This window comes from Hymenobacter mellowenesis (assembly GCF_030581005.1).
In the GTDB taxonomy this organism is placed as follows: domain Bacteria; phylum Bacteroidota; class Bacteroidia; order Cytophagales; family Hymenobacteraceae; genus Hymenobacter; species Hymenobacter mellowenesis.
This window is the reverse complement of sequence record NZ_JAUQSX010000002.1, coordinates 1-19,450: the sequence shown is the minus strand read 5'-3', so window position 1 is coordinate 19,450 and position 19,450 is coordinate 1. Positions and strand designations below refer to the sequence as shown.

The window sequence follows — 19,450 nt, the reverse complement described above, 5'->3', positions numbered from 1 at the left end:
GTTTTCAAATGCGGGCGGGCAAAAGAAAAAGGAACGGTCCTGCTGAGCGCAGCCGAAGCATCTCTACCGCGCAGGCAAATAATTACTGCTGCGATAGAGATGCTTCGGCTGCGCTCAGCAGGACGTTTTCATGCAATGCCTTTCCGCTTGCCGGCTACCGCCTAAGCGGTCACCACCTTTTTTCGGGCGGCGGGTTTCTTGCGCTTGGCCTTGGGTTTGGGCTTGCGGCGCGGGGGCAGGCGCTCGCGCTCGGCCTTGCGCTCGGCGCGCATCAGCAGGCGCTCGGGCAGGCGGGCCATGAGGCGCTCGCGCACGTACCGGGCCAGCGCCGAGAGCGGCACGGTGCCGGTGGTGCGCAGAAACTGGCCAATTTCGCGGCTGCGCAGGGTGCTGGCGCCGGCCAGGCCCCGCGCCAGCAGAAACTGCTTTACTTCTTCCAGCAAAATGAGCTTCGCCAGCGGGGCCAGGGCCACGGTGGCATTGTAGCTGGCGGCGCGATGGAGCCGTAGCCCCTCCGCCGAAGCGACCTGGATGCCCACCCAATCGGGCAGCAGCGGCAGCAGCTTGGGCAGGTGCTTTTCGGTGACGATGAAGGTGACGAAATCGTAGACTTCGCCGTAGCAGCGCAGCTGGTTGGCCACGCGCTGCAGGGTGTCGCCGTCGCCCTTCACCTCGTAGCCGTGCATGAAGTGCTCGGTGATGTGCACCACGTCGGCCCGCGTGGTGCCGGTGGGCAGCTCGTTGATGTGCACGCCGCCCAGGAGCAGCGGGTAGAGCAGGGCACGGATTTCCGGGTCGTTCATGGCAACGCCAAATTTAGCGCCGCCGGGCGCGTTATTCCACGCCGGCCGCCTGCAGTTGGCAGTGCCGCAGCCACGCCTCGGCTTCGGCCACCCGCTGAAAAATCTGGAGCTCGAACCCGCCCACCGGCGAGCCGTTGAAATGCGTGGTAATGGTATCGGACAGCGAGTCGGCCTGCACCACGTGGGCCACGTAGCGCAGGCCCATGCCCACGGCCTGCGGCACCCAGATGCGCTCCAGCCACTCAATGGAATCGAACCAGGGGCCGTGCAGGCCCACGTTGTCGTTGAGCAGGTAGGGGCAGCGCAATTCCTGCAGCTTGCGGAGGTAATTGTCGGCCCCGCGCAGGGCCTCGCTCATGTCGACAAACCCACGCCAAGTGGCTCGTAGCCAGCCATCGGATTCGTACGTGAGTGTGCAGCGACTGCCGTCAGCATCGGGTAGCGAATTGAGTAGCATAGGAACGGGGGCCAGGGAGGGCGCGCTAACGCGGCGGAGCTGGCTATGCGCCACAACTCGGCCGCTGGTAAAACTGATTGCCCTAATTTAACGCAAAAAGCCCATTTAATACGGATTTATAGCTCGCCTTCTACGTATGTAATTCTACGTATTGAAGCCATAGTCGGAGATGAGGCAGGCTTGTATTTTCGCAAAAAGGCAATTTTTCAGCCGGATATTCCTGCAAAAGCAACGCAGGTATTCTTCTCGATTCCTTCACTTGGTGCAGGCTTTCGGGTCATGGCTGGGTCGTTGTTTTGCCGGTTGTACTGTACCTTGCCCCAAACCTGGATTGATGACTTTCGGTGAGTTGGACAACGAAAACTTGTCGCCTTTCACTGCGGTTGTTGGCCATATCCGGTGGTGATTCCAACGTTTGGCTATTCATCTTTTCCCCCTGCATGTCCCGAAAAAAGGTTCTGTTTCTCATCGGTTCGCCCAACCAAACCACGCAGATGCACCAGATTGCGCAGCTGCTGGAAGACGAATTCGAGCCTTACTTCAGCCAGCTCTACTACGACGGCTGGCAGCGCCCCTTCTACAAGTTTCTGCTCTGGACGGGTGGGCTCGATAAGACCATCGTCACCGGCAAAATCAAGCAGAAAGCCGATAAATACCTGGCCGAGCACCAACTGAAAAATGATTTTGAAGCCCGGGTTTTCAGCAATACCTACGACCTCATCGTGTGCTGCTCCGACGTGGTGGTGCCCTGGCCGCTGCTGCGCCGCACCAAAACCGTGTTTGTGCAGGAGGGCATGACCGACCCGCTCAACGTGTGGGCCCGGCTGGTGAAGCGCTTCACCCGCTACCCCATCCTGGCCATTGGCACGGCCCTGAACGGCATGAACAACTGCTGCGACATCTACTGCGTGGCTTCGGAAGGCTACCAAACGCACTTCGAGCGCGTGGGCGTGGACGCCGACAAGCTCATCGTGACGGGCATCCCGAACTTCGACAACATTGAGCAGGTGCGCCACAACGACTTTCCGCACCAGGGCTACGTGCTGGTGGCCACCTCCGACCTGCGCGAAACCTTCACGCCCGAAAACCGGCCCAAGTTCATCCGGGAGTGCGCCCGCATTGCCGCCGGCCGCCCGCTGGCCTTCAAGCTGCACCCCAACGAGGAGCTGCCGCGGGCCGTGGACGAGATAAAGGAGCACGCCCCGCCTGGCACCCTCATCTTCACTGAAGGCAACACCGACCACATGATTGCCAACTGCGTGGAGCTCATCACCCAATACTCGACGGTGGTGTACGTGGGCCTAGCGCTGGGCAAGCCGGTGCATTCCTATTTCGACGTGGACGACCTGCGGCGCAAGCTGCCGTGGCAAAACGGCGGCACCTCGGCCCGGCGCATTGCGGCCATTTGCCGCGGCTACGCGCATTTTTCAGGCAGCGGGCCGGCTTTTTTGCGACAGTACCAGCCCGGGCAGTTTGACCGGGAGCCGGCCGCCGGTGGTTCATTGGCCGTTCACTAAACCGGCAGTTATTGGCATTTCTGCCCGAAAATTTAAGGAAATAGCAGCCAGCCGATTAGCTGTAGGGCACCCGAATGGGCAGTGATTTTTCAGAGTATTTTCGTCGGCCTGCCGACTACACCGTATTCCCAGCTTCAACATGGCCCTTCCCCGCGTCCTGACCGTTGTGCAAGCCCGCATGGGCTCATCGCGCCTGCCCGGCAAGGTGCTGCTGCCACTGGCGGGCCAGCCGCTGCTGGTGCGCATGGTGGAGCGGGTGCAGCGCGCCCGGCTGGCCGGCACCGTGGTGGTGGCCACTACCACCGAGGCGGCCGATGACGTCCTTGCGGACCTTTGCGCGGCCCACGGCATCGAATGCTTCCGGGGCGATGCCCTGGATTTGCTCGACCGCCACTACCAGGCCGCCCGCCAGCACGGCGCCGATGTAGTGCTGAAAATCCCGTCGGACTGCCCGCTCATCGACCCGGCCATCATCGACGAAGTGGTGCGTTTTTACCTCGACTTTGCTGAGCGCTACGATTTTGTGAGCAACCTGCACCCGCCCACCTTCCCCGACGGCAATGATGTGGAAGTAATGCCTTTCGCGGCGCTGGAAACGGCCTGGCGCGAAGCCAAACGGCCGCTGGAGCGTGAGCACACCACGCCTTTTTTCTGGGAAAACCCCGGCCGGTTTCAAATCGGCAACGTGACTTGGGACGCGGGCCGGGACTATTCGATGAGCCACCGCTGGACGATTGACTACCCGGAAGACTACGCCTTCATCAGCGCCGTTTACGAGGCACTGTACCCCACTAAGCCCGATTTTGGGCTGTCCGACATTCTCCACCTGCTAGAACAGCGGCCCGACATTGCCCAGCTCAACGCCCACCTGGCGGGCGTGAACTGGTACCGCAACCATTTAGACGAACTCAAAACCGTGGATTCGTCGCAAACCAAGATGCTTTAGTTGTCAGTTGTTCGTTGTCAGTTATTAGGGCTGGGAACGGGCAATTGCTGACTAACCACTGACAACGAACAACTGACAACTAATAACCCATGCTTCCTGAGCAACAACAGAAACTACAGCAACTGGCCCTGCGCGTGCGCGAGCACATCGTGCGCCTGAGCACCGACGGCGGCTGCTTCACCGGCGCTTCCCTGAGCTGCGCCGACCTGCTGGTGTACCTCTACGCCGACTGCCTGAACGTGCGGCCCGACAACCTCACCGACCCCAGCCGCGACTACCTGTTCCTGAGCAAGGGCCACGATGTGCCCGCCCTCTACGGCACTTTTGTGGAGTTGGGCTTTATGGACAAAGCGCGCCTCGACCAGCACCTGAGCACCGACGACCACATTTACTGGCACCCCAACCGCAACGTGCCGGGCGTGGAATTCCATTCGGGTTCACTGGGCCACCTGCCCAGCGTGGCCCTGGGTGTGGCCATGGACTGCAAAATGCGCGGCCAGGACAACAAGGTCATCGTCATCACCGGCGACGGCGAGCTGAACGAAGGCACCGTGTGGGAAAGCCTACTGGTGGCCAGCGCCCACAAAATCAACAACCTCACGCTGGTCGTCGACCGCAACCACTTCCAGGCCAACGTGGCCACCGAAGACCTGATTCCGCTGGAGCCAATGGCGCCCAAGTTCGAGGCCTTCGGCTGCGAGGTGCGCCGGATTGATGGCCACGATTTCGCGCAGTTGGAAGAAGCCTTCTCGGCCCTCCCCTTCTCCGACACCAAGCCCTCGGTCATCATCTGCGACACGGTGCGCGGGCGTGGCCTGCCCAGCATCGAAGCGCGGGCCGACCGCTGGTTCTGCAACTTCTCATCGGAGGAGGTGCAGGAATTGCTGCGCGAGCTACACAGCCAGGAGGCCACCACGCTGACGAGTGAAACGCTGACGGTGCGGTAATAAACTGTAGCGTGGACTCTGCGAGTCCGCGCCTCACCCCATTCATACGCGGACTCACAGAGTCCGCGCTACATTCCATGAACTACGAAGAATTAATTAAACACACCGCCCTCGCCGATGAGCGCATCGTGGTGATGACGGCCGAAAACCGCGCCCTCATCCGCAATCTGCCCGCCGTGCTCGGCCCGCGCTTCATCGACACCGGCATCACGGAACAAACCCTCATCGGGGCCGCGGCCGGCCTAGCCCTCCGCGGGCGGGTGCCTATTCTGCACGCGCTGGCCACGTTTCTTACGCTGCGGGCCTTCGAGTTTATTCGTACCGACGTGGGCATCGGCCAGCTGCCAGTAAAGCTGAGCGGCTTCGTGCCCGGCTTTCTTTCCGATGGCAACGGGCCGACGCACCAAGCCATTGAAGACGTAAGCCTCATGCGCGGCATTCCCGGCATGACCGTTTTCGCCCCCGCCGATGAGCAGGACATGCTGGCCATGCTGCCCGCCATCTGGGCCTCGCCCCAGCCGGCCTACGTGCGCGTAAATACCCGCCCCGCCAACTACGAGCATGCCCCCTTCGAGCTGGGCAAGGCCGAAATCGTGGCCGAGGGCACCGATATCACCATTCTCACCTACGGGATGCTCTTCGAGCAGACGCTGGTGGCGCGCGAGCTGCTGCAGGCCCAAGGTAAATCCGTGGGTCTCATCAACCTGCGCAGCCTCAAGCCCATTGACGAAGCGGCCCTGCTGGAAGTGGTGCGCCGCGGCTCGCTCATCGTGACGGTGGAAGACCATTTTGTAACCGGCGGCCTCTATTCCATTCTGGCCGAGGTGCTGCTTCGCAACCAGCTCACGGCCCGCGTGCTGCCGCTGGCTTTGGAGGAACGGTGGTACCGCCCCGGCCGCCTGAGCGCGGTGCTGGAGTACGAAGGCTTTACCGGCCACCACATTGCCCGTCGCATCAGCGAGTATCTGGGCGAGTCGGGCGCGGCCATTGCCGAAGGTCCGGCAGTGCTGGAAAACCAGTTTGCAGAGTAGAACGTCATGCAGAGCGCAGCGAAGTATCTCGCGTGCCGAAGTAACTCAATTGTTTCAACGTCATTGATTAGTAGTAGCACGCGAGATGCTTCGCTGCGCTCTGCATGACGTTCTTTTAAATAGCCCTTCCCCATGCCCAACACCGTTTCCTTCAACGAAAACTACCCCGACATCACGAAGTCGGACGAGTTGTACGCCCGCGCCCAGCGCATCATGACGCCCGTGACGCAGACACTCGCCAAAGGCCCCGGCCAGTACACCAAAGGCGTAAGCCCCAAGTATGTGAAGCGCGCCAAAGGCTCCCACATCTGGGACGTGGACGGCAACGAGTACATTGATTTCCAGATGGGTATCGGTCCTATCTCGCTCGGCTATGCATATCCAAAAGTTGACGATTCTATTCGCGCCCAGCTCGAAGATGGCATCACCTTCTCGATGATGCACGAGCTGGAAGTAGAGCTTTCGGAGCTCATTCACGAGATTATTCCCAACGCCGAAAGCATCCGCATCAGCAAAACCGGCGCCGACGTGTGCTCGGCAGCCGTGCGCGTGTCGCGGGCCTTCACGGGGCGCAATAAGGTGCTGTGCTGCGGCTACCACGGCTGGCACGACTGGTACATCGGCACCACCAGCCGCGACAAGGGAATCCCGCAGGAAAGCAAGGACCTAGTGGCTGCATTCGAGTATAATAACATTGATTCGCTGAAGGCTCTGCTCGATGACGACGTGGCTTGTGTGATTCTGGAGCCCTTTATTTTCGATGCACCAAAGGACAATTTTCTGCACGAAGTAGCCCGGCTGTGCAAGGAAAACGGCACACTGCTCATCTTCGACGAGATGTGGACGGGCTTTCGCGTGGCCGTGGGCGGCGCACAGGAGTACTTCGGCATCACACCCGATTTGGCGGTGTATTCCAAGGCGTTTGCCAACGGCATGCCCATCGCCCTGCTCACCGGCCGGCGCGACGTGATGCAGCTGTTCGAGCAGGATGTGTTCTTCTTCACCACTTTCGGGGGCGAGGCGCTGAGTTTGGCTGCCGCCGTGGCCACCATCACGGAGATGCGCGAGAAGAACGTGCCCGCCCGCCTCGCCGAGCAGGGCAAAAAGCTCAAGGACGGCTACAACGAAATCGCCACCGAACTGGGTATCAGCCAGTACACCAAGTGCTACGGCTACGACTGCCGCACGATAGTAACCTTCGACCCCTCGGCCGGCAACGGCATGGAGCTGAAGGCCTTCATGCAGCAGGAATTGTTCAAGCGCGGCATCATGTGGGGCGGTTTCCACAACATGTGCTTCTCGCACACCGACGCCGACGTGGCCCACACCCTGGCCGCCTACCGCGAGGTGCTACCGCTGCTGAAAGAAGCCATCGAAGCTGGTGACGTGGCCACCCGCCTCCTGGGCGAGCCGGTAGAAGCTGTGTTCCGCAAGGTGACCAATGCCGCGCCGGTTAAAGCGAAGTAATAAAGAACGTCATGCTGAGCGTAGCTGAAGCATCTCGCGTGCAGCAATAAATCAATCGTTCGACGATGCAAGCGAGATGCCTCGACTGCGCTCGGCATGACGTTCTAATTGTATTCAAAACTTGGTAGACACCTTGAATCTCTTCGACCTCACCAACAAGACGGCCATCGTAACCGGCGCCTGCGGGCTTATTGGCCGCAAGCATTGCGAAGCCCTGGCCCAGGCCGGCGCTAACGTGGTGGTGGCCGACATCAACGCCGAGACGTGCGCGGCCACGGCGGCAGGCTTACCGGGCGGCCCGCACCTACCGCTAGCCGTTGATGTCACCAATCCCGACTCGCTGGCCGCCGCGCGCGACCAGATTCTGGCGCAATTCGGCCACATTGATGTGCTCGTGAACAATGCGGCCATCAACGACATGTTCGAGAACCCCGCGCTGGCAGCCGATTTGAGCAAGTTCGAGAACTTCCCGCTGGCTACTTTTCAGAAAGTGCTGGAGGTGAACGTGACGGGCGTGTTTCTGGCGGCGCAGGTGTTCGGCACGCCCATGGCGCAGCAGGGCCACGGCAGCATCATCAACGTGGCCAGCACCTACGGCATCGTGGGGCCCGACCAAAGCATTTATCGGAACGAGGCCGGTGAGCAAACCTTCTACAAATCCCCCTCCTACCCCATGACCAAGGGCGCGGTGGTGAATTTCACGCGCTACCTGGCGGCCTACTGGGGCCAGGCCGGCGTGCGCGTGAACACGCTCTCGCCCGGCGGCGTCGAAAACAGCCAGGACGAATTTTTCATCAAGCAATACAGCGCCAAAACGCCGCTGGGCCGCATGGCCTCGCCCACCGATTATCAGGGCGCGGTCGTGTTCTTGGCCTCGGATGCGTCGGCGTACATGACCGGGGCCAACCTGGTAGTGGACGGCGGCTGGACGGCCATTTAATTTAGTTGTCAGTTGCTCGTTGTCAGTTGTTAGTTTCCTCTTTGAAACAACCATTGAGCAACCGAACAACTGACAACGAGCAACTAACAATTAAAACCAAACATCTTATGCAAGCTGTTGAAATTCGCAAAAACCGATTCATTGGCGCGGGCCACCCGGCCTATATCATTGCCGAAATCGGCATCAACCACAACGGTTCGCTCGACCTGGCCAAGCAGCTCATTTCCGAAGCCGCCAAGGCCGGCTGCGATGCTGTGAAGTTCCAGAAGCGCACGCCCGAGTTGTGCGTGCCCAAAGACCAGTGGGAAAAGCAGCGCGACACCCCCTGGGGACGCATGAGCTACATCGACTACAAGCGCCGCACCGAATTTGGCCAGGCCGAATACACGGCCATCGACGACTATTGCCGCGCCCTGGGCATCGACTGGTTCGCCTCGTGCTGGGACGAGCCGTCGGTGGATTTTATGGAGCAATTCCAGCCCGTGCTCTATAAAATGGCTTCCGCTTCCCTCACCGATAAGCCCCTGCTCGACCGCGTGCGCGCCACCGGCCGCCCACTGATGCTGAGCACCGGCATGAGCACTCTCGACGAAATCAACCAGGCCGTGAAATGGGTGGGCTTGGATAAGCTCATGATTGCGCACTCCACTTCGTCGTACCCCTGCCCGCCAGCCGAACTGAACCTGCGCATGGTGCCCGTGCTGCAAGGCATGTTCCCCGGCACGCCCATCGGCTACTCGGGCCATGAAACCGGCCTGGCCACCACCGTGGCCGCCGTGACGCTGGGCGCCAGCTTCGTAGAGCGCCACTTCACCCTGGACCGTGCCATGTGGGGCTCCGACCACGCTGCCTCGGTGGAGCCCGGCGGCATGGCCAAGCTCGTGCGCGACATCCGCGACGTGGAGGAGGGCCTTGGCGACGGCATCAAGCGCGTGTACGACTCCGAACTGGAGCCCCGCGCCCGCCTGCGCCGCGAGCTGACGCCGAACCAGGAGTAGCCTGTTTGGGTTGTTTCGCCTGAACCCGTGAACAAATAAAGAACGTCATGCTGAGCGCAGCCGAAGCATCTCGCGTGCAGCAGTAATCCAATCGATTGAGTTACTACCACACGCGAGATGCTTCGGCTGCGCTCAGCATGACGTTCTTACTTTTTAGAGACCTCCTACACCATGCCCAAAGTCGAACTCATCACCACGGCCATTCTGCTCGTTTGGGTGGCCATCGTGATTACGCTGGAGCGCATCATTCCGTACCGCAAGGGCCTGCCGTTTTTCCGCGAGGGCTTCTGGACGGACCTGGTGCTCTACACCTTCGTGCAGAGCTTCGCGCTGAAAATCATCATCTTCGACTACATCATTCAGCCGCTCGACCAGCATTTTGGGTTTTCGAAGCTACATTTTGTAACGGGCTGGCCAATTTGGGGGCAGGTGCTGTTTTTCGTGGTGACGCACGACTTTTACATCTACTGGTTTCATCGGTTTCAGCACAGCAGCCCGCTGTTTTGGCGCACGCACGAAGCGCACCACTCGGGCAAGCAGGTGGACTGGCTGGCTGGCTCCCGCTCGCACGCCCTGGAAATCATCATCAACCAAACCATTGAGTTTGCGCCCATTATCCTGCTCGGCGCCGACCCCATGGTGGTGCCCATCAAGGCCTGCATCGATGCCGTGTGGGGCATCTGGATTCACTGCAACATCGACGTGCGCTCGGGCCGCCTGCAATATTTCATCAACGGCCCCGAGATGCACCTCTGGCACCACGCCGACCACGAGGAGGTGTTCTACGCCAACTTCTCCACCAAATTTGCCTTCTGGGACTGGATTTTCGGCACCGCCTACCGGCCCGACCACAAGCCGCTGAAATGGGGCCTGCCCTACGCCTTCCCGAAGGATTATTTCAGCCAGCACGTCTTTTCCGTAGCCCGGTTCGATGAGGCGGAGCTGGCCAAACGCTCCCGCCTGTTCCGCGCCTACCACGGCATCCGCGGGCGCCTGCTCACCAAGCTCACCGACCGCGTGCCGGCCCTGAAACCGCTGCACGGCTGGCCCGTGCCCGAGCCCTACACCGAAACCATTCCGGCCCAGCGCCCGGGCGGTAATTTTGGCGCCGCGCCCGTTGCTACCGCGCCCGCCGAAACCGCTTCCTCCCCTTCCGCCGCTCTTACCCGCTAACCTTGCTCAATCCCTGGTTTTCCCTGTTTCTGGCCTCTTTCATGGAGGTTTGCTGGACGTATAGCCTCAAAGCGCTGAGCATGCAGCGCATCAAGGAAATAGCCTGGGCGCACAGCCTGGGGCAGCCGGCGCTGCTGCTGCCGGTGCTGCCGCTGCTGGCCTACGTGGGCTTCGGGCTGGCCAACGTGTATTTTCTGTCGCTGGCGATGAAGGACATCCCCACCGCCACGGCCTATTCGGCCTGGATGGCACTGGCCGTAGTGGGCATCAAGCTGGTCGATACGTTTTACCTCAAGCAGGCGCTTTCCTGGCAAAGCATTTTCTTCACCAGCCTGATTATCATTGGGGTGCTGGGCTTGCGGCGGGTAGAGTAAGTTGGTTGCCACAGGCCGAAGCCGACATTTCAGTTTTAAAACTGGAAGTAGATAAACGGCTGAATTTCGGCTGATTTCACTTGAATCACCAGCCAGATGACAAGGGTGAGCAGCACCGCCTGCTCTACCACCGAGCGGCGGGCCAGGGCAGTTTCGAGGCGCAGGGTGAGGCCATCGGGAATAAAATGGAGCAGGTAGCCCAGCGCCACCAGCGCAAACACCGGCCGGAAAGCAGCTACGACCTGACCCAGCAAATCGGGCCGCAGGCTGTGCGTAATCTGGTGGATGACTTGCAGGGCCACCTCGAAGGTGCCGGCCCGGAAAAATATCCAGCAGAAGCACACAAAATGGAAGGTGATGAACCAGCCCAGCAGCTTGGTCAACCAGTCATTGCCCGGCCGCAACACCTTTTGGAACAGCTTATCGACGGCCAACGCGGCGCCGTGTAGCGCGCCCCAGGCCACAAACGTGAGCGAGGCGCCGTGCCAGAGGCCGCCGAGCAGCATGGTCAGAAACAGGTTGACGTACTGCCGGACCACGCCCTTGCGGTTGCCGCCCAGCGGGATGTAGAGGTAGTCGCGCAGCCACGAGGATAGCGAAATGTGCCAGCGCCGCCAGAATTCGGTGATGCTTGTGCTTTGGTAGGGCGAGAGGAAATTGGGCGGTAGCCGGTAGCCCAGCAGCAACGCGATGCCGATGGCAATGTCGGAATAGCCCGAAAAGTCGCAGTAAATTTGCAGCGCGTAGCCATACACGCCCAGCAGGTTTTCGATGCCGCTGAAGAGCGTGGGGTTGCCGAAAATGCGCTCCACGTAGTTCAGGCTGATGTAGTCGGAAATGACGGCTTTCTTGAACAGGCCCGCCGCGATGAGCAGCACGGCCCGGCCCATGTCTTCGCGCGAGATGAAGGGCTTTTTGGCAATTTGCGGAATGAAATCCGACGCCCGCACGATGGGCCCGGCCACCAGCTGCGGAAAAAACGTGACAAAAAATGCGAAGTCCCAGATGTTGCGCAGCGCCTTGATTTGTCCGCGGTACACGTCGATGGTGTAGCTCAGCGTCTGGAAGGTGTAGAACGAGATGCCCACCGGCAGCAGCACGTGCAGCACCGGCACCGGCTGCCCGGTGAGGGCCTGGTAGCCGCTCAGGAAAAAGTTAGTGTACTTGAAGTAGAACAGCATGCCCAGGTTCACCAACAGACTGAGCGTGAGCAGCATCTTGCGCCGGCCAGGACGGTCGGAGTCGGCAATCCAGCGGGCGAAGTTGTATTCTACTATCGTCGAAAACACGAGCAGCAGGAAGTAAATCCCGCTCGACTTGTAGTAGAAAAACAGCGAGAAGGCCGTCACGTAGAGCAGCCGCGCCCGGTGCCGGTCGCGCAGCAGCTGGTAGCCGGCCAAAAACGCCAGAAACAGCAGCAGAAAGAAGCCCGTGTTGAATATCAGCGGGCTTTTGGGGTGGTACACGAACTGGCTGAGCAGCCGGTCGAAATCAATATTATCGGGGCGGAGGTAGCGAAAATCCATCCTGGAGCGCGAGGTAAAGCAAAAGGCCCTGCAGTTCGTAGCCTTTGGTGGTGAAGTGAACGAGGTCGGGCTGGGCCAGACCGTGGGCCTGCCAGGCGCGCATGGAGCCATAGCCGCCCTGCACGGCGGCGAAGTCCCAGTAAGCCAAATCGTGGGCCGCGCAGTAGGCCTGCAGCACGGTGCGCAGCCGCACCAAATCGGGGTTGCGGTAGCGGCGGGCGCGGTAGGAGTCGGCCGGGGCGGTGAGCAGCACGTCGGCCTGGGGGCTGCCCCGGCGCAGGCGGCTCACCAGCGTATCGAGCTGCTGGGCAAAGCGTTGGGGACTGAAGCCAGCATCGTACGCATCGTTGGTGCCGAGGGAAACGATAACCAAATCGGGCTGAAGCAGCGGCTGTTGTGCGAAGAATTGCAGCGCGCGGTTGTAGTGGCGCACGGCCGCCCCGTTCACGCCAATGGCGTGGTACACCAGCCCGGCCCGGCCATTGTCGAGCAGCAGGCCGTAGAGCCGCGTCCCGGTTTGGCCCGGGCGGCGGCGCACCGTGCGCAACTCCACAAAATCGCGCAGCGAATCGAAAACCACCGCCGATGATAGGCTTGGCCCGGCGCCGGGCACGGTGGCCAGCAGGCGGCCCCGGGCGTCGTGCACCTGCCAGTCGAAGGCCGTGGGGCCGGGCTCGCGCAGGAGCGTGAGCCGGCTGAAGCGGTAGTCGGGCCGGCCCCACGCGGGAATGCGTAGCGTGAATGCGGCACCGGAGTCGGCCGTGGCCAGGCTGATGCCGCTCAGGCCGATGGGCAGGGTGCTATCGGGCACAGCCAGCACGCGGCGGGCGCGCCAGTGCCCGGCCGTGGCCTTCGTGCGAAACGTCGGCGAGCCGCCCATCTTCGCCACCCCAAACGGGAACGCCAGGCCGCGGCCGGCGTTGCCGTAGGTGCGCTGCAGCTCGCGCCGCACCCGGCCCGAAAATTCATCGGCCTGCAGATGCGAGTCGCCAATATGTACCACGCTCACCCGCTCGCCCGGCAATTCGGTCGGGTAAGTTGGTAGCCGGGCCAACTGTCGGTAAAAATGCTGCAACCCCAGCTGGGCATTTTCAATGCGATTGGTGGCCGTGTTCAGAAAAGGATAAGTAGCCTGCAGGCTGTCGAGCCGGCCCAGCAATTGCGCGCACGCCGGCCCGCCACTTCCCAGCAGCAGCCAAACCACGAGCAGAAAAAGGCGGAAAGGCACGTTGGATAGGGTTAAAACAGCAGGTTTCAGGCCTCGACCACGCTAGCGGGCCTGAGTACGGGCCGTGCTGTCGGGCGCAGCAACAGAGGCTGGCATTGCACCTGGGTGGGCATATTCGCCCATCAGGAAGGTGTAGAGCAAGCGGGCCATGCGCTGCCCGCCCAGGGAGTTGATGTGCATGTAGTCGTTGCGGGCCAGCGGCGGGGTTTGCTCCACCCAGCTCGTCATCGAATTCTGGCCGCCCATGGCCGCAAACAGGTTCCAGAAGGCCGCGTGGGTGCGGCGCGCCAGCCGCTGCTGCGCCGCCAGCAGCAGCGGCACGGTGGGGTCGGTCACAAACTCGCCGTCGATGCGCGCGCTTTTGTCGCTCATACCCACGATGAGGATGCTGGCGTGCGGAAAGGCCCGCTGCATGCGGTCGACCACGCGGGTCATGGCCTGCTCGTAGAACACGTAGTTTTTGTTGCGGGAATCGGCAATGTTCACGCCGTAGTGCAGGACAATGAGTCTGTAGTCCAGCACCTTGCCAAAGGCGGCCAGCTGCTCGAAAGGAATGCGCGTGAGCGACATCCCGCTGTTGCCCCGGAAGGAAAAATTGTCCAGCGTAATGCCATTAGGACTCTCGAAACTCACGCCGTACACCGGGCGCGGGGCGCGGGTGGCAAAGGCCAGCCGCAGCCGCCGGGCCGGCGTACCGGGCGTCAGTATTAGTTCGTTGAGGCGAGCCGTGCCGGCCAGGGCGTGGGGCACGCGGTGCCCGTCGGTGGTAGCCAGCACCTGGTCGCGCGCCGCGCCGGGCCCGTAAAACAGCCGGGCCTGGGCAAAGCGGCGCAGCGGCGCGAAACGCTGCCCGGTCCGAAACTCAACCCAGCTGGTATCGGACACGATGTGCGTGCTGTCGTAGTTCGAAACGACACGGGGCAGAAACACCTGGCCCCCGATGCCCAGCGGAGCGGTGCCCGGCCGGCGGTCCGACACGATGTTGTACTCATACCAATCCGGCGAAAACGTCTGATGTACGGTTTCGCGGAAGTCAGCCGAAACCGAATTGATGGGCACAAACCCCACGCCGGAGCCGCCAAACTCGGATTGCAGCAGGTTGCGCAGGTCGCCGGTGAGCAAGTCGGCCTCAATCATGGAGTCGCCGAAGTAGGCAATGCGGGTTTTACTGCCCGTGGCTTTGGTTTGGCGCAGGGCGGCCACAAAGCTCTCCAAGCCCGGCAGGTTGGCCGGAACCGGCGGCTGCGACGCGGCAACTGCCGCGGCCGTTTTAGGAGCCGCAGCAGCCGTATCGGAGGCAGCCGACGGGCCGGAATTAGTCGCTACCGGAGCCGCCGGGCCGTTGGGCGGCGGCGGGGCCAGGGCAGCCACGGCGCCGGGGTTGGGGCGCCACACATCGGCCAGCAGGCGTACCGGGCGCAGCTTCACGCCACTCACTTCGAGGCCCGGCTTCAAAAACGAAAGCAGGCCCAGGAAGCCTACGGTGAGCAAAACCAGCAAAAACGGGTTCTGCGAGCGCAAAGAATTCATATCATACCGCAAAGCGGTGCAAACTTACGCCGCAGGCGGCAGCATAGGCCCGTTTTGCCAAATCTCAGCCCCGGCCGGGCGCCCCGGCCCAGGCATGTCCCTACACCAGCTGCATCAGCCAGGCGGCGGCTTCGGGCTCGTCGGCAAACCGGCGGTAAGTCAGGGCGTTGGCCGTGGCTTCGCGAGCTCTTTCTTCGGCGGGAATGCGGGCCAGCACTTCGGCCGGCAGCAGCACGGCGCCGTAAAAATCCTGCATGCGCGTGCTGGGCATGCTCAGCCAGCAGTCGGTTACCCAGCTCGATTCCGCGGGCGTGAAGGGCGTCATGCGCCGGTGGTCGGCCACCACTTTGTGCCACTGGCGGAGGGCCAGCAGCTGCTTGGCGTACCCGAGCAGGGTTTGCAGGTCGGCAAACTGGCGCGGGCCGGCGGTGTAGCGAATGATGACGTAGCTACCGGCCGGCTGTTCGAGGACCTGCCCGGCGGCATTCTGAAAGTGTACGCGAGGTGTACCAAGGGCCATAGCGGGAACAAAGGTAGCCCGAGGCAGCGGCAAAACCGCTTCGAACTGGCCTAGCGCCGCTCCCAGCGCAGGTTGAACTCCTGCTTGCTGCAGTAGGTGTGCAGGCGCGAAACCGGGTTAATAATCACGATTTCACTGGGTTGCTCATCGGTAGCTTCCGTGGCACGTATTTCCAATTCGTATTCCTGCCCGTGGCGGAAGCCGGCAAAGCCGTCCATGCCGCGGAACACATATTTCTTCTTCTGGAATTCCATGCCGCAAAACTACGGGGCCCGGAACAATACCCGGCCCTGAGACTAAAAAAGGGCGCCTACCCGTGGGCAAGCGCCCTTTCGGCGGGGTGCGGCGGGCCGAACCGTTACGCGTTTTTCTTGGGGCGGCCGGGCTTTTTGGCGGACGCGGCGCCTTCGGTTGCTTCGCGGGGCGTGCGGGGCTTGCGCGGGCGGGGCGCCGAAACGTAGTCGTCGGCCAGCACGGCTTCCATTTCTCCCAGCGCGGCTTGCAGCGCCCCCAGGGTGGTGGTGACTTTGCGCAGGGCGCGTTTCAAATCAGCTTTTACCGCGTCGGCTTGTTGCGCAGTTTCTACGACTTTCTGGAATTCATCAAAATTTAAGGCCATATGCAGCGAATGGTGAAGTACGGCCAAAGATAGAAAGAGGGCAAGATACTCATCGCATCAGCGGCCCTGCTGCGCCCCCGCCCGGAACCAGGACCGTTGCGGCTGTGTATAAGGGCCAGTCCTTATTTTTGCTGCCATGGAAGTCACGAACCACACCCTCGCCGAAGCCACCACCACGGCGCCCTTTATCGATTACGCCGTGTGCGTGGACGACGGCAACCGTCCTGCCAAGCACGTAGGCGACTGGCCCACAGAGGGCCAGGTGTACGCCGTCCGGGTGACGGAGGGCAAGGCTGAAGGTTCAGACCTGGTGCACGTGCTCGGCTTTCAGGGCGAAGCACCGTACTTCAATGCCTTCGCTCCGCACCGCTTTGAAATCATTGAGCGGGTGTGGCTGAATTAGCCCTGCATTTCTGCTTCGGTACGAGCCCCGGTTGCATGCAGCAGCCGGGGCTTTTTCGTGCGGTCGTTTTTGCGCCCCGGCACGCGTGGGATACCTCTCCCAATTAGGCACTTGGGCTTCCCGGCCCGAGGCTAGCGCCTCTCTTGCTTCCAGACCGGGGCTTATGCCAAAAAGCCCTGTCTGAGGCTTGTCTATTCGGCCCGGACCCAACTTAACTATTTGATAACCTTACTACGGCAACTTTGCCAACGGGCAGCAGTACAACCCCTTTTTAGCTGCCAGTGTCATGAAATTCAGCACCCTCCGCACGCACATCGACGCCTTCCGCTCGCGCCAGGCGCGGGTTGTTTATATCCTCATGGGCGGGGCGGCGGCGGCCGGGCTGGTGTGGGCCCTGTGGGAACACCACTTCCTGGGCGCATAGCCCCGTTTGGTGGACGAGGCGCTCCATCAGCGGGCCACCCCCGATGTGCTCCGGCCCTGGGCAATGGCTTCGGGTGCGTCCGCCCACACCAACCTGGGCGGCAGCGCCTGCAGAGGCCGCTATTGTCTCAGGAAGGCAAAGTCATAGAAGCCCCGTGGCCTCCTTTGCCCTTTTGCCGTACAAGTCGGAGCCATCCACTCCCCTAGCCTCCTGCTTATGCGTACGCCCCTGCTGCCCACCCTTCTACTTGCCTTGTTTGCCGCTTCTGCCGGAGCGCAGGTACCCCGCCGGACCCCGACGACGCCCGTGCCGCAGACGACGGGCCTGCCGGCGCAGTCCGGCGCGACGCCCGCGGCAGCCGTGCCCGGTTACCATAACGGCTACACCAACAAGCACCTGGGCGGCACCACCAGCCCCACCTTCCCCAATGGTCTGCCCGAGCGCGACCTCGACCACGGCACCAGCCGCGCCGACCAGCCCCGCGCCAACCAACCGCAGCCCGGGACCCGGCCCACCCGTAGCCTCGGTGGCCGCAAAGGGCGCTGAGGCCAATTCAAGCAATAACGTAAAAGCCCCGGTGATGCCGGGGCTTTTTGCTGGACGCAGGCTAAGGGAAAGCCCCGCTTAATGGGCGGGACTTCTTTCCTACTTGTTCTTATTTATTCGCTCGGGGCTTGCGGGCCTTCACCCTGGAAGGGCATCGCCACTTGGGCTTGCTCCCCACAGGGCCTGCGGACGAGTTGGAAAATATCCGTATTTATCGCCCATCAACTAAGGGTATTATGCAGCGGTGCTGACCGTATAAACAGCATGCCCTTTCCCCTTACCCCCGGCCAGCGTCGCCGCGCCGTGGCCATGGTTGTGGCCTTGACCACCAATACGTCGTTAGCGCCGCAGCGCTACGAGCGCCAACTCCTGACGCAGTTTGAGCGGGGAGAGCTGACCCTGGAGCAGATGGAAAGTCTGCTGGCATCCGGCGTGCACCAGGTGCTTTACCACAGCCGGGCCGCGGGCCATCCGACCCAGGCCGAGTTGGACGCCCTGCTGACGTGGTCGCGTGCCTACAACGCTGCGCACGGCATCACAGGGCTGCTGCTCTACAGCGACGGCCGCTACTTGCAGGTGCTGGAAGGAACCGAGGCGGCCATTGAGGACTTGTACGCCCATATCCAGCGCGATACGCGGCATAGCCAAGTCGAAACCGTGAGCCGCGGGCCGGGCCCGCGCCGATTTGCGGAGTGGAGCATGGACTTTGGCTACGTCTCGCCCCACCAGCTTGAGCAAGCCCTGATTGCTGTGCAAATACCTGAGCCGTCGGCTGTCCTCGTCACCGATGCCCGCCTGCAGGCGTTGTTGCAGGCGTTCACGTAGGCACCGCGGGGCCGTTGGGCTGGTCTGCTGAGCAAGCGCTTCACAACCCCACGGCCAAACTGCCGTAGGTGTCATTCCTGGCTGTACTGGGTGCCTCTTCCATGACCATCACCCACGCATTCCCGTACCTGAACCTATACCTCCATCCAGGTCCCTTCCCCGCTCTGGAAACCCACTGGCTCGGTTTTGCCACCGGGGCAGAGTTTCGCGCCGGCGTTTCACAAGCCATGGAGCTGGCCCGCAAGCAGCACGTCATGGGTTGGATTGCCGACGACCGGCTGCTCGGGGCCGTGCGCCCGCGCGACTTGCAGTGGTGCTTCGACGAGGTGCTGCTGCCCCTGGGCGCACTGGGCGTGCGCCGCTTTGCCCTGCTCGAATCGCAGGATGCGATGAACCGCCGCACCATCGACGGCATGTACCAACGGGTGCAGCCCGTGGTGGCCTTCGAAATTCGCCGTTTCACCGAGTTGGAGCCGGCCCGGGCCTGGGCGTGTGGCGCAGAATAAGGCAGAACAAGCACATACCTTCACTACTATGCAAGAACTCAAAACCTCGTTGGGCCGCACCTACCTGACCATCGACACCGATGCCGCCAATAAGTGGATTGCCGTTGACTGGCAGGGCTACCTGACGGCCGACAGCATCCAGGAAGGCGCCCGGGCCTACACGGCCGCCCTGGCCAAATCGGGCTTTGCCTGCGTGCTCAACGACACGCGCGCCGTGCGCGGGCCGTGGGACCACTCCATGGACTGGGTTATCAACGTGTGGGCGCCCAACGCCGCGGCCGCCGGCCTGAAGTATTTCGCCCTGATTTCGACGCCCGAAACCCTGGCCGACGGGTCGGCTGCCAACTTCTACGCCCAGCTCAAGGCGTTCCACGCCGACGTGTTCAGCACCACGGAAGAAGCCCAGCAGTGGCTGCGCCGCTGCCAGCAGCGCGCGTAGCTCTTGGCGGACGTTCGCAATAAAAAAGCCCCGGCCGGTTGGCTTGTCTTTATCCAAATCTCAAAGCAAAAAGCGCCAGCCGGTAGGCTGGCGCTTTTTGCTTTGAGATTTGCTAGTAGTTCCGCCCTAAGCTGTAGTAGCTCCGAAAGGTGTGGTGGCTGTTGCAGAACTCATCGTCCGTTTCGCTGCCCACCTTCAACCGGCGAGTGATGCCGGTGGCGCCGCTTCCAG

The 19,450-nt window shown here is 61.9% G+C and carries 23 protein-coding genes; 15 read left to right on the top strand and 8 right to left on the bottom strand.

What is annotated here, in order from left to right; genetic code table 11:
- Positions 1-161: 161 nt before the first annotated feature.
- The gene (locus tag Q5H92_RS04225) at positions 162-803 is read right to left on the bottom strand and encodes a sce7726 family protein (RefSeq protein ID WP_305010247.1); all 642 of its coding nucleotides are present in this window, start codon (positions 801-803) and stop codon (positions 162-164) included.
- Positions 804-834: 31 nt separating this feature from the next.
- Positions 835-1,260 carry a hypothetical protein gene (locus Q5H92_RS04220; protein ID WP_305010246.1) on the bottom strand — a complete coding sequence of 142 codons (426 nt, stop codon included), beginning with the start codon at positions 1,258-1,260 and terminating at the stop codon, positions 835-837.
- Between the two features lie 440 nt (positions 1,261-1,700).
- Between Q5H92_RS04220 and Q5H92_RS04215 the strand changes: the two genes are divergently transcribed.
- The 9 genes from Q5H92_RS04215 to Q5H92_RS04175 all read left to right on the top strand — a co-directional run bounded on the left by Q5H92_RS04215 (position 1,701) and on the right by Q5H92_RS04175 (position 10,653).
- Positions 1,701-2,777, top strand: a complete 1,077-nt coding sequence (locus Q5H92_RS04215) for a glycosyltransferase family protein (RefSeq protein WP_305010245.1) — start codon at positions 1,701-1,703, stop codon at positions 2,775-2,777.
- Between the two features lie 139 nt (positions 2,778-2,916).
- Positions 2,917-3,723 (top strand): cytidylyltransferase domain-containing protein, encoded by an 807-nt coding sequence (locus Q5H92_RS04210; protein WP_305010244.1) that lies wholly within the window; start codon positions 2,917-2,919, stop codon positions 3,721-3,723.
- 89 nt (positions 3,724-3,812) lie between these two features.
- Positions 3,813-4,670, top strand: coding sequence for a transketolase (locus Q5H92_RS04205; protein WP_305010243.1), 858 nt, complete (start codon positions 3,813-3,815; stop codon positions 4,668-4,670).
- Positions 4,671-4,747: 77 nt separating this feature from the next.
- Positions 4,748-5,701, top strand: a complete 954-nt coding sequence (locus Q5H92_RS04200) for a transketolase family protein (RefSeq protein WP_305010242.1) — start codon at positions 4,748-4,750, stop codon at positions 5,699-5,701.
- A gap of 132 nt (positions 5,702-5,833) precedes the next feature.
- Complete coding sequence (locus tag Q5H92_RS04195) at positions 5,834-7,168, top strand: aminotransferase class III-fold pyridoxal phosphate-dependent enzyme (RefSeq protein WP_305010241.1); 1,335 nt, start codon at positions 5,834-5,836, stop codon at positions 7,166-7,168.
- A gap of 133 nt (positions 7,169-7,301) precedes the next feature.
- Complete coding sequence (locus tag Q5H92_RS04190; RefSeq protein WP_305010240.1) at positions 7,302-8,108, top strand: SDR family oxidoreductase; 807 nt, start codon at positions 7,302-7,304, stop codon at positions 8,106-8,108.
- A 107-nt stretch (positions 8,109-8,215) separates the two neighbouring features.
- Positions 8,216-9,106, top strand: coding sequence for an N-acetylneuraminate synthase family protein (locus Q5H92_RS04185; RefSeq protein ID WP_305010239.1), 891 nt, complete (start codon positions 8,216-8,218; stop codon positions 9,104-9,106).
- Between the two features lie 171 nt (positions 9,107-9,277).
- Positions 9,278-10,279: a sterol desaturase family protein gene (locus Q5H92_RS04180; protein ID WP_305010238.1), complete on the top strand. Its 1,002-nt coding sequence runs from the start codon at positions 9,278-9,280 to the stop codon at positions 10,277-10,279.
- Positions 10,280-10,281: 2 nt separating this feature from the next.
- Complete coding sequence (locus Q5H92_RS04175) at positions 10,282-10,653, top strand: DMT family transporter (RefSeq protein ID WP_305010237.1); 372 nt, start codon at positions 10,282-10,284, stop codon at positions 10,651-10,653.
- 35 nt (positions 10,654-10,688) lie between these two features.
- Here the strand turns inward: Q5H92_RS04175 and Q5H92_RS04170 are convergent, their stop codons facing one another.
- From Q5H92_RS04170 to Q5H92_RS04145, 6 genes are all read right to left on the bottom strand, one after another.
- The gene (locus Q5H92_RS04170) at positions 10,689-12,179 is read right to left on the bottom strand and encodes an MBOAT family O-acyltransferase (protein WP_305010236.1); all 1,491 of its coding nucleotides are present in this window, start codon (positions 12,177-12,179) and stop codon (positions 10,689-10,691) included.
- On the bottom strand, positions 12,151-13,407 hold the full coding sequence (locus Q5H92_RS04165) for a GDSL-type esterase/lipase family protein (protein WP_305010235.1): 1,257 nt from the start codon (positions 13,405-13,407) through the stop codon (positions 12,151-12,153). Before Q5H92_RS04165 ends, Q5H92_RS04170 begins: the two co-directional genes overlap by 29 nt.
- Before the next feature lie 42 nt (positions 13,408-13,449).
- A complete protein-coding gene (locus tag Q5H92_RS04160; protein ID WP_305010234.1) occupies positions 13,450-14,937 on the bottom strand; it encodes an SGNH/GDSL hydrolase family protein in 1,488 nt (495 codons plus the stop codon).
- A gap of 100 nt (positions 14,938-15,037) precedes the next feature.
- Complete coding sequence (locus Q5H92_RS04155; protein WP_305010233.1) at positions 15,038-15,457, bottom strand: hypothetical protein; 420 nt, start codon at positions 15,455-15,457, stop codon at positions 15,038-15,040.
- A 50-nt stretch (positions 15,458-15,507) separates the two neighbouring features.
- Positions 15,508-15,711: a hypothetical protein gene (locus tag Q5H92_RS04150; protein ID WP_305010232.1), complete on the bottom strand. Its 204-nt coding sequence runs from the start codon at positions 15,709-15,711 to the stop codon at positions 15,508-15,510.
- Between the two features lie 104 nt (positions 15,712-15,815).
- Entirely contained in the window at positions 15,816-16,076 is a 261-nt protein-coding gene (locus Q5H92_RS04145) for a hypothetical protein (RefSeq protein WP_305010231.1), read from the bottom strand.
- Between the two features lie 136 nt (positions 16,077-16,212).
- On the opposite strand from Q5H92_RS04145, the gene Q5H92_RS04140 reads away from it, so the two are divergent.
- From Q5H92_RS04140 to Q5H92_RS04115, 6 genes are all read left to right on the top strand, one after another.
- A complete protein-coding gene (locus tag Q5H92_RS04140; protein ID WP_305010230.1) occupies positions 16,213-16,479 on the top strand; it encodes a hypothetical protein in 267 nt (88 codons plus the stop codon).
- Between the two features lie 286 nt (positions 16,480-16,765).
- Positions 16,766-16,903, top strand: coding sequence for a hypothetical protein (locus tag Q5H92_RS04135; RefSeq protein ID WP_305010229.1), 138 nt, complete (start codon positions 16,766-16,768; stop codon positions 16,901-16,903).
- 216 nt (positions 16,904-17,119) lie between these two features.
- Positions 17,120-17,449: a hypothetical protein gene (locus Q5H92_RS04130; protein WP_305010228.1), complete on the top strand. Its 330-nt coding sequence runs from the start codon at positions 17,120-17,122 to the stop codon at positions 17,447-17,449.
- A gap of 264 nt (positions 17,450-17,713) precedes the next feature.
- A complete protein-coding gene (locus tag Q5H92_RS04125) occupies positions 17,714-18,274 on the top strand; it encodes a BLUF domain-containing protein (protein WP_305010227.1) in 561 nt (186 codons plus the stop codon).
- A 101-nt stretch (positions 18,275-18,375) separates the two neighbouring features.
- Positions 18,376-18,780: a hypothetical protein gene (locus Q5H92_RS04120; RefSeq protein ID WP_305010226.1), complete on the top strand. Its 405-nt coding sequence runs from the start codon at positions 18,376-18,378 to the stop codon at positions 18,778-18,780.
- A 28-nt stretch (positions 18,781-18,808) separates the two neighbouring features.
- Complete coding sequence (locus tag Q5H92_RS04115) at positions 18,809-19,219, top strand: STAS/SEC14 domain-containing protein (RefSeq protein WP_305010225.1); 411 nt, start codon at positions 18,809-18,811, stop codon at positions 19,217-19,219.
- Positions 19,220-19,450 lie beyond the last annotated feature (231 nt).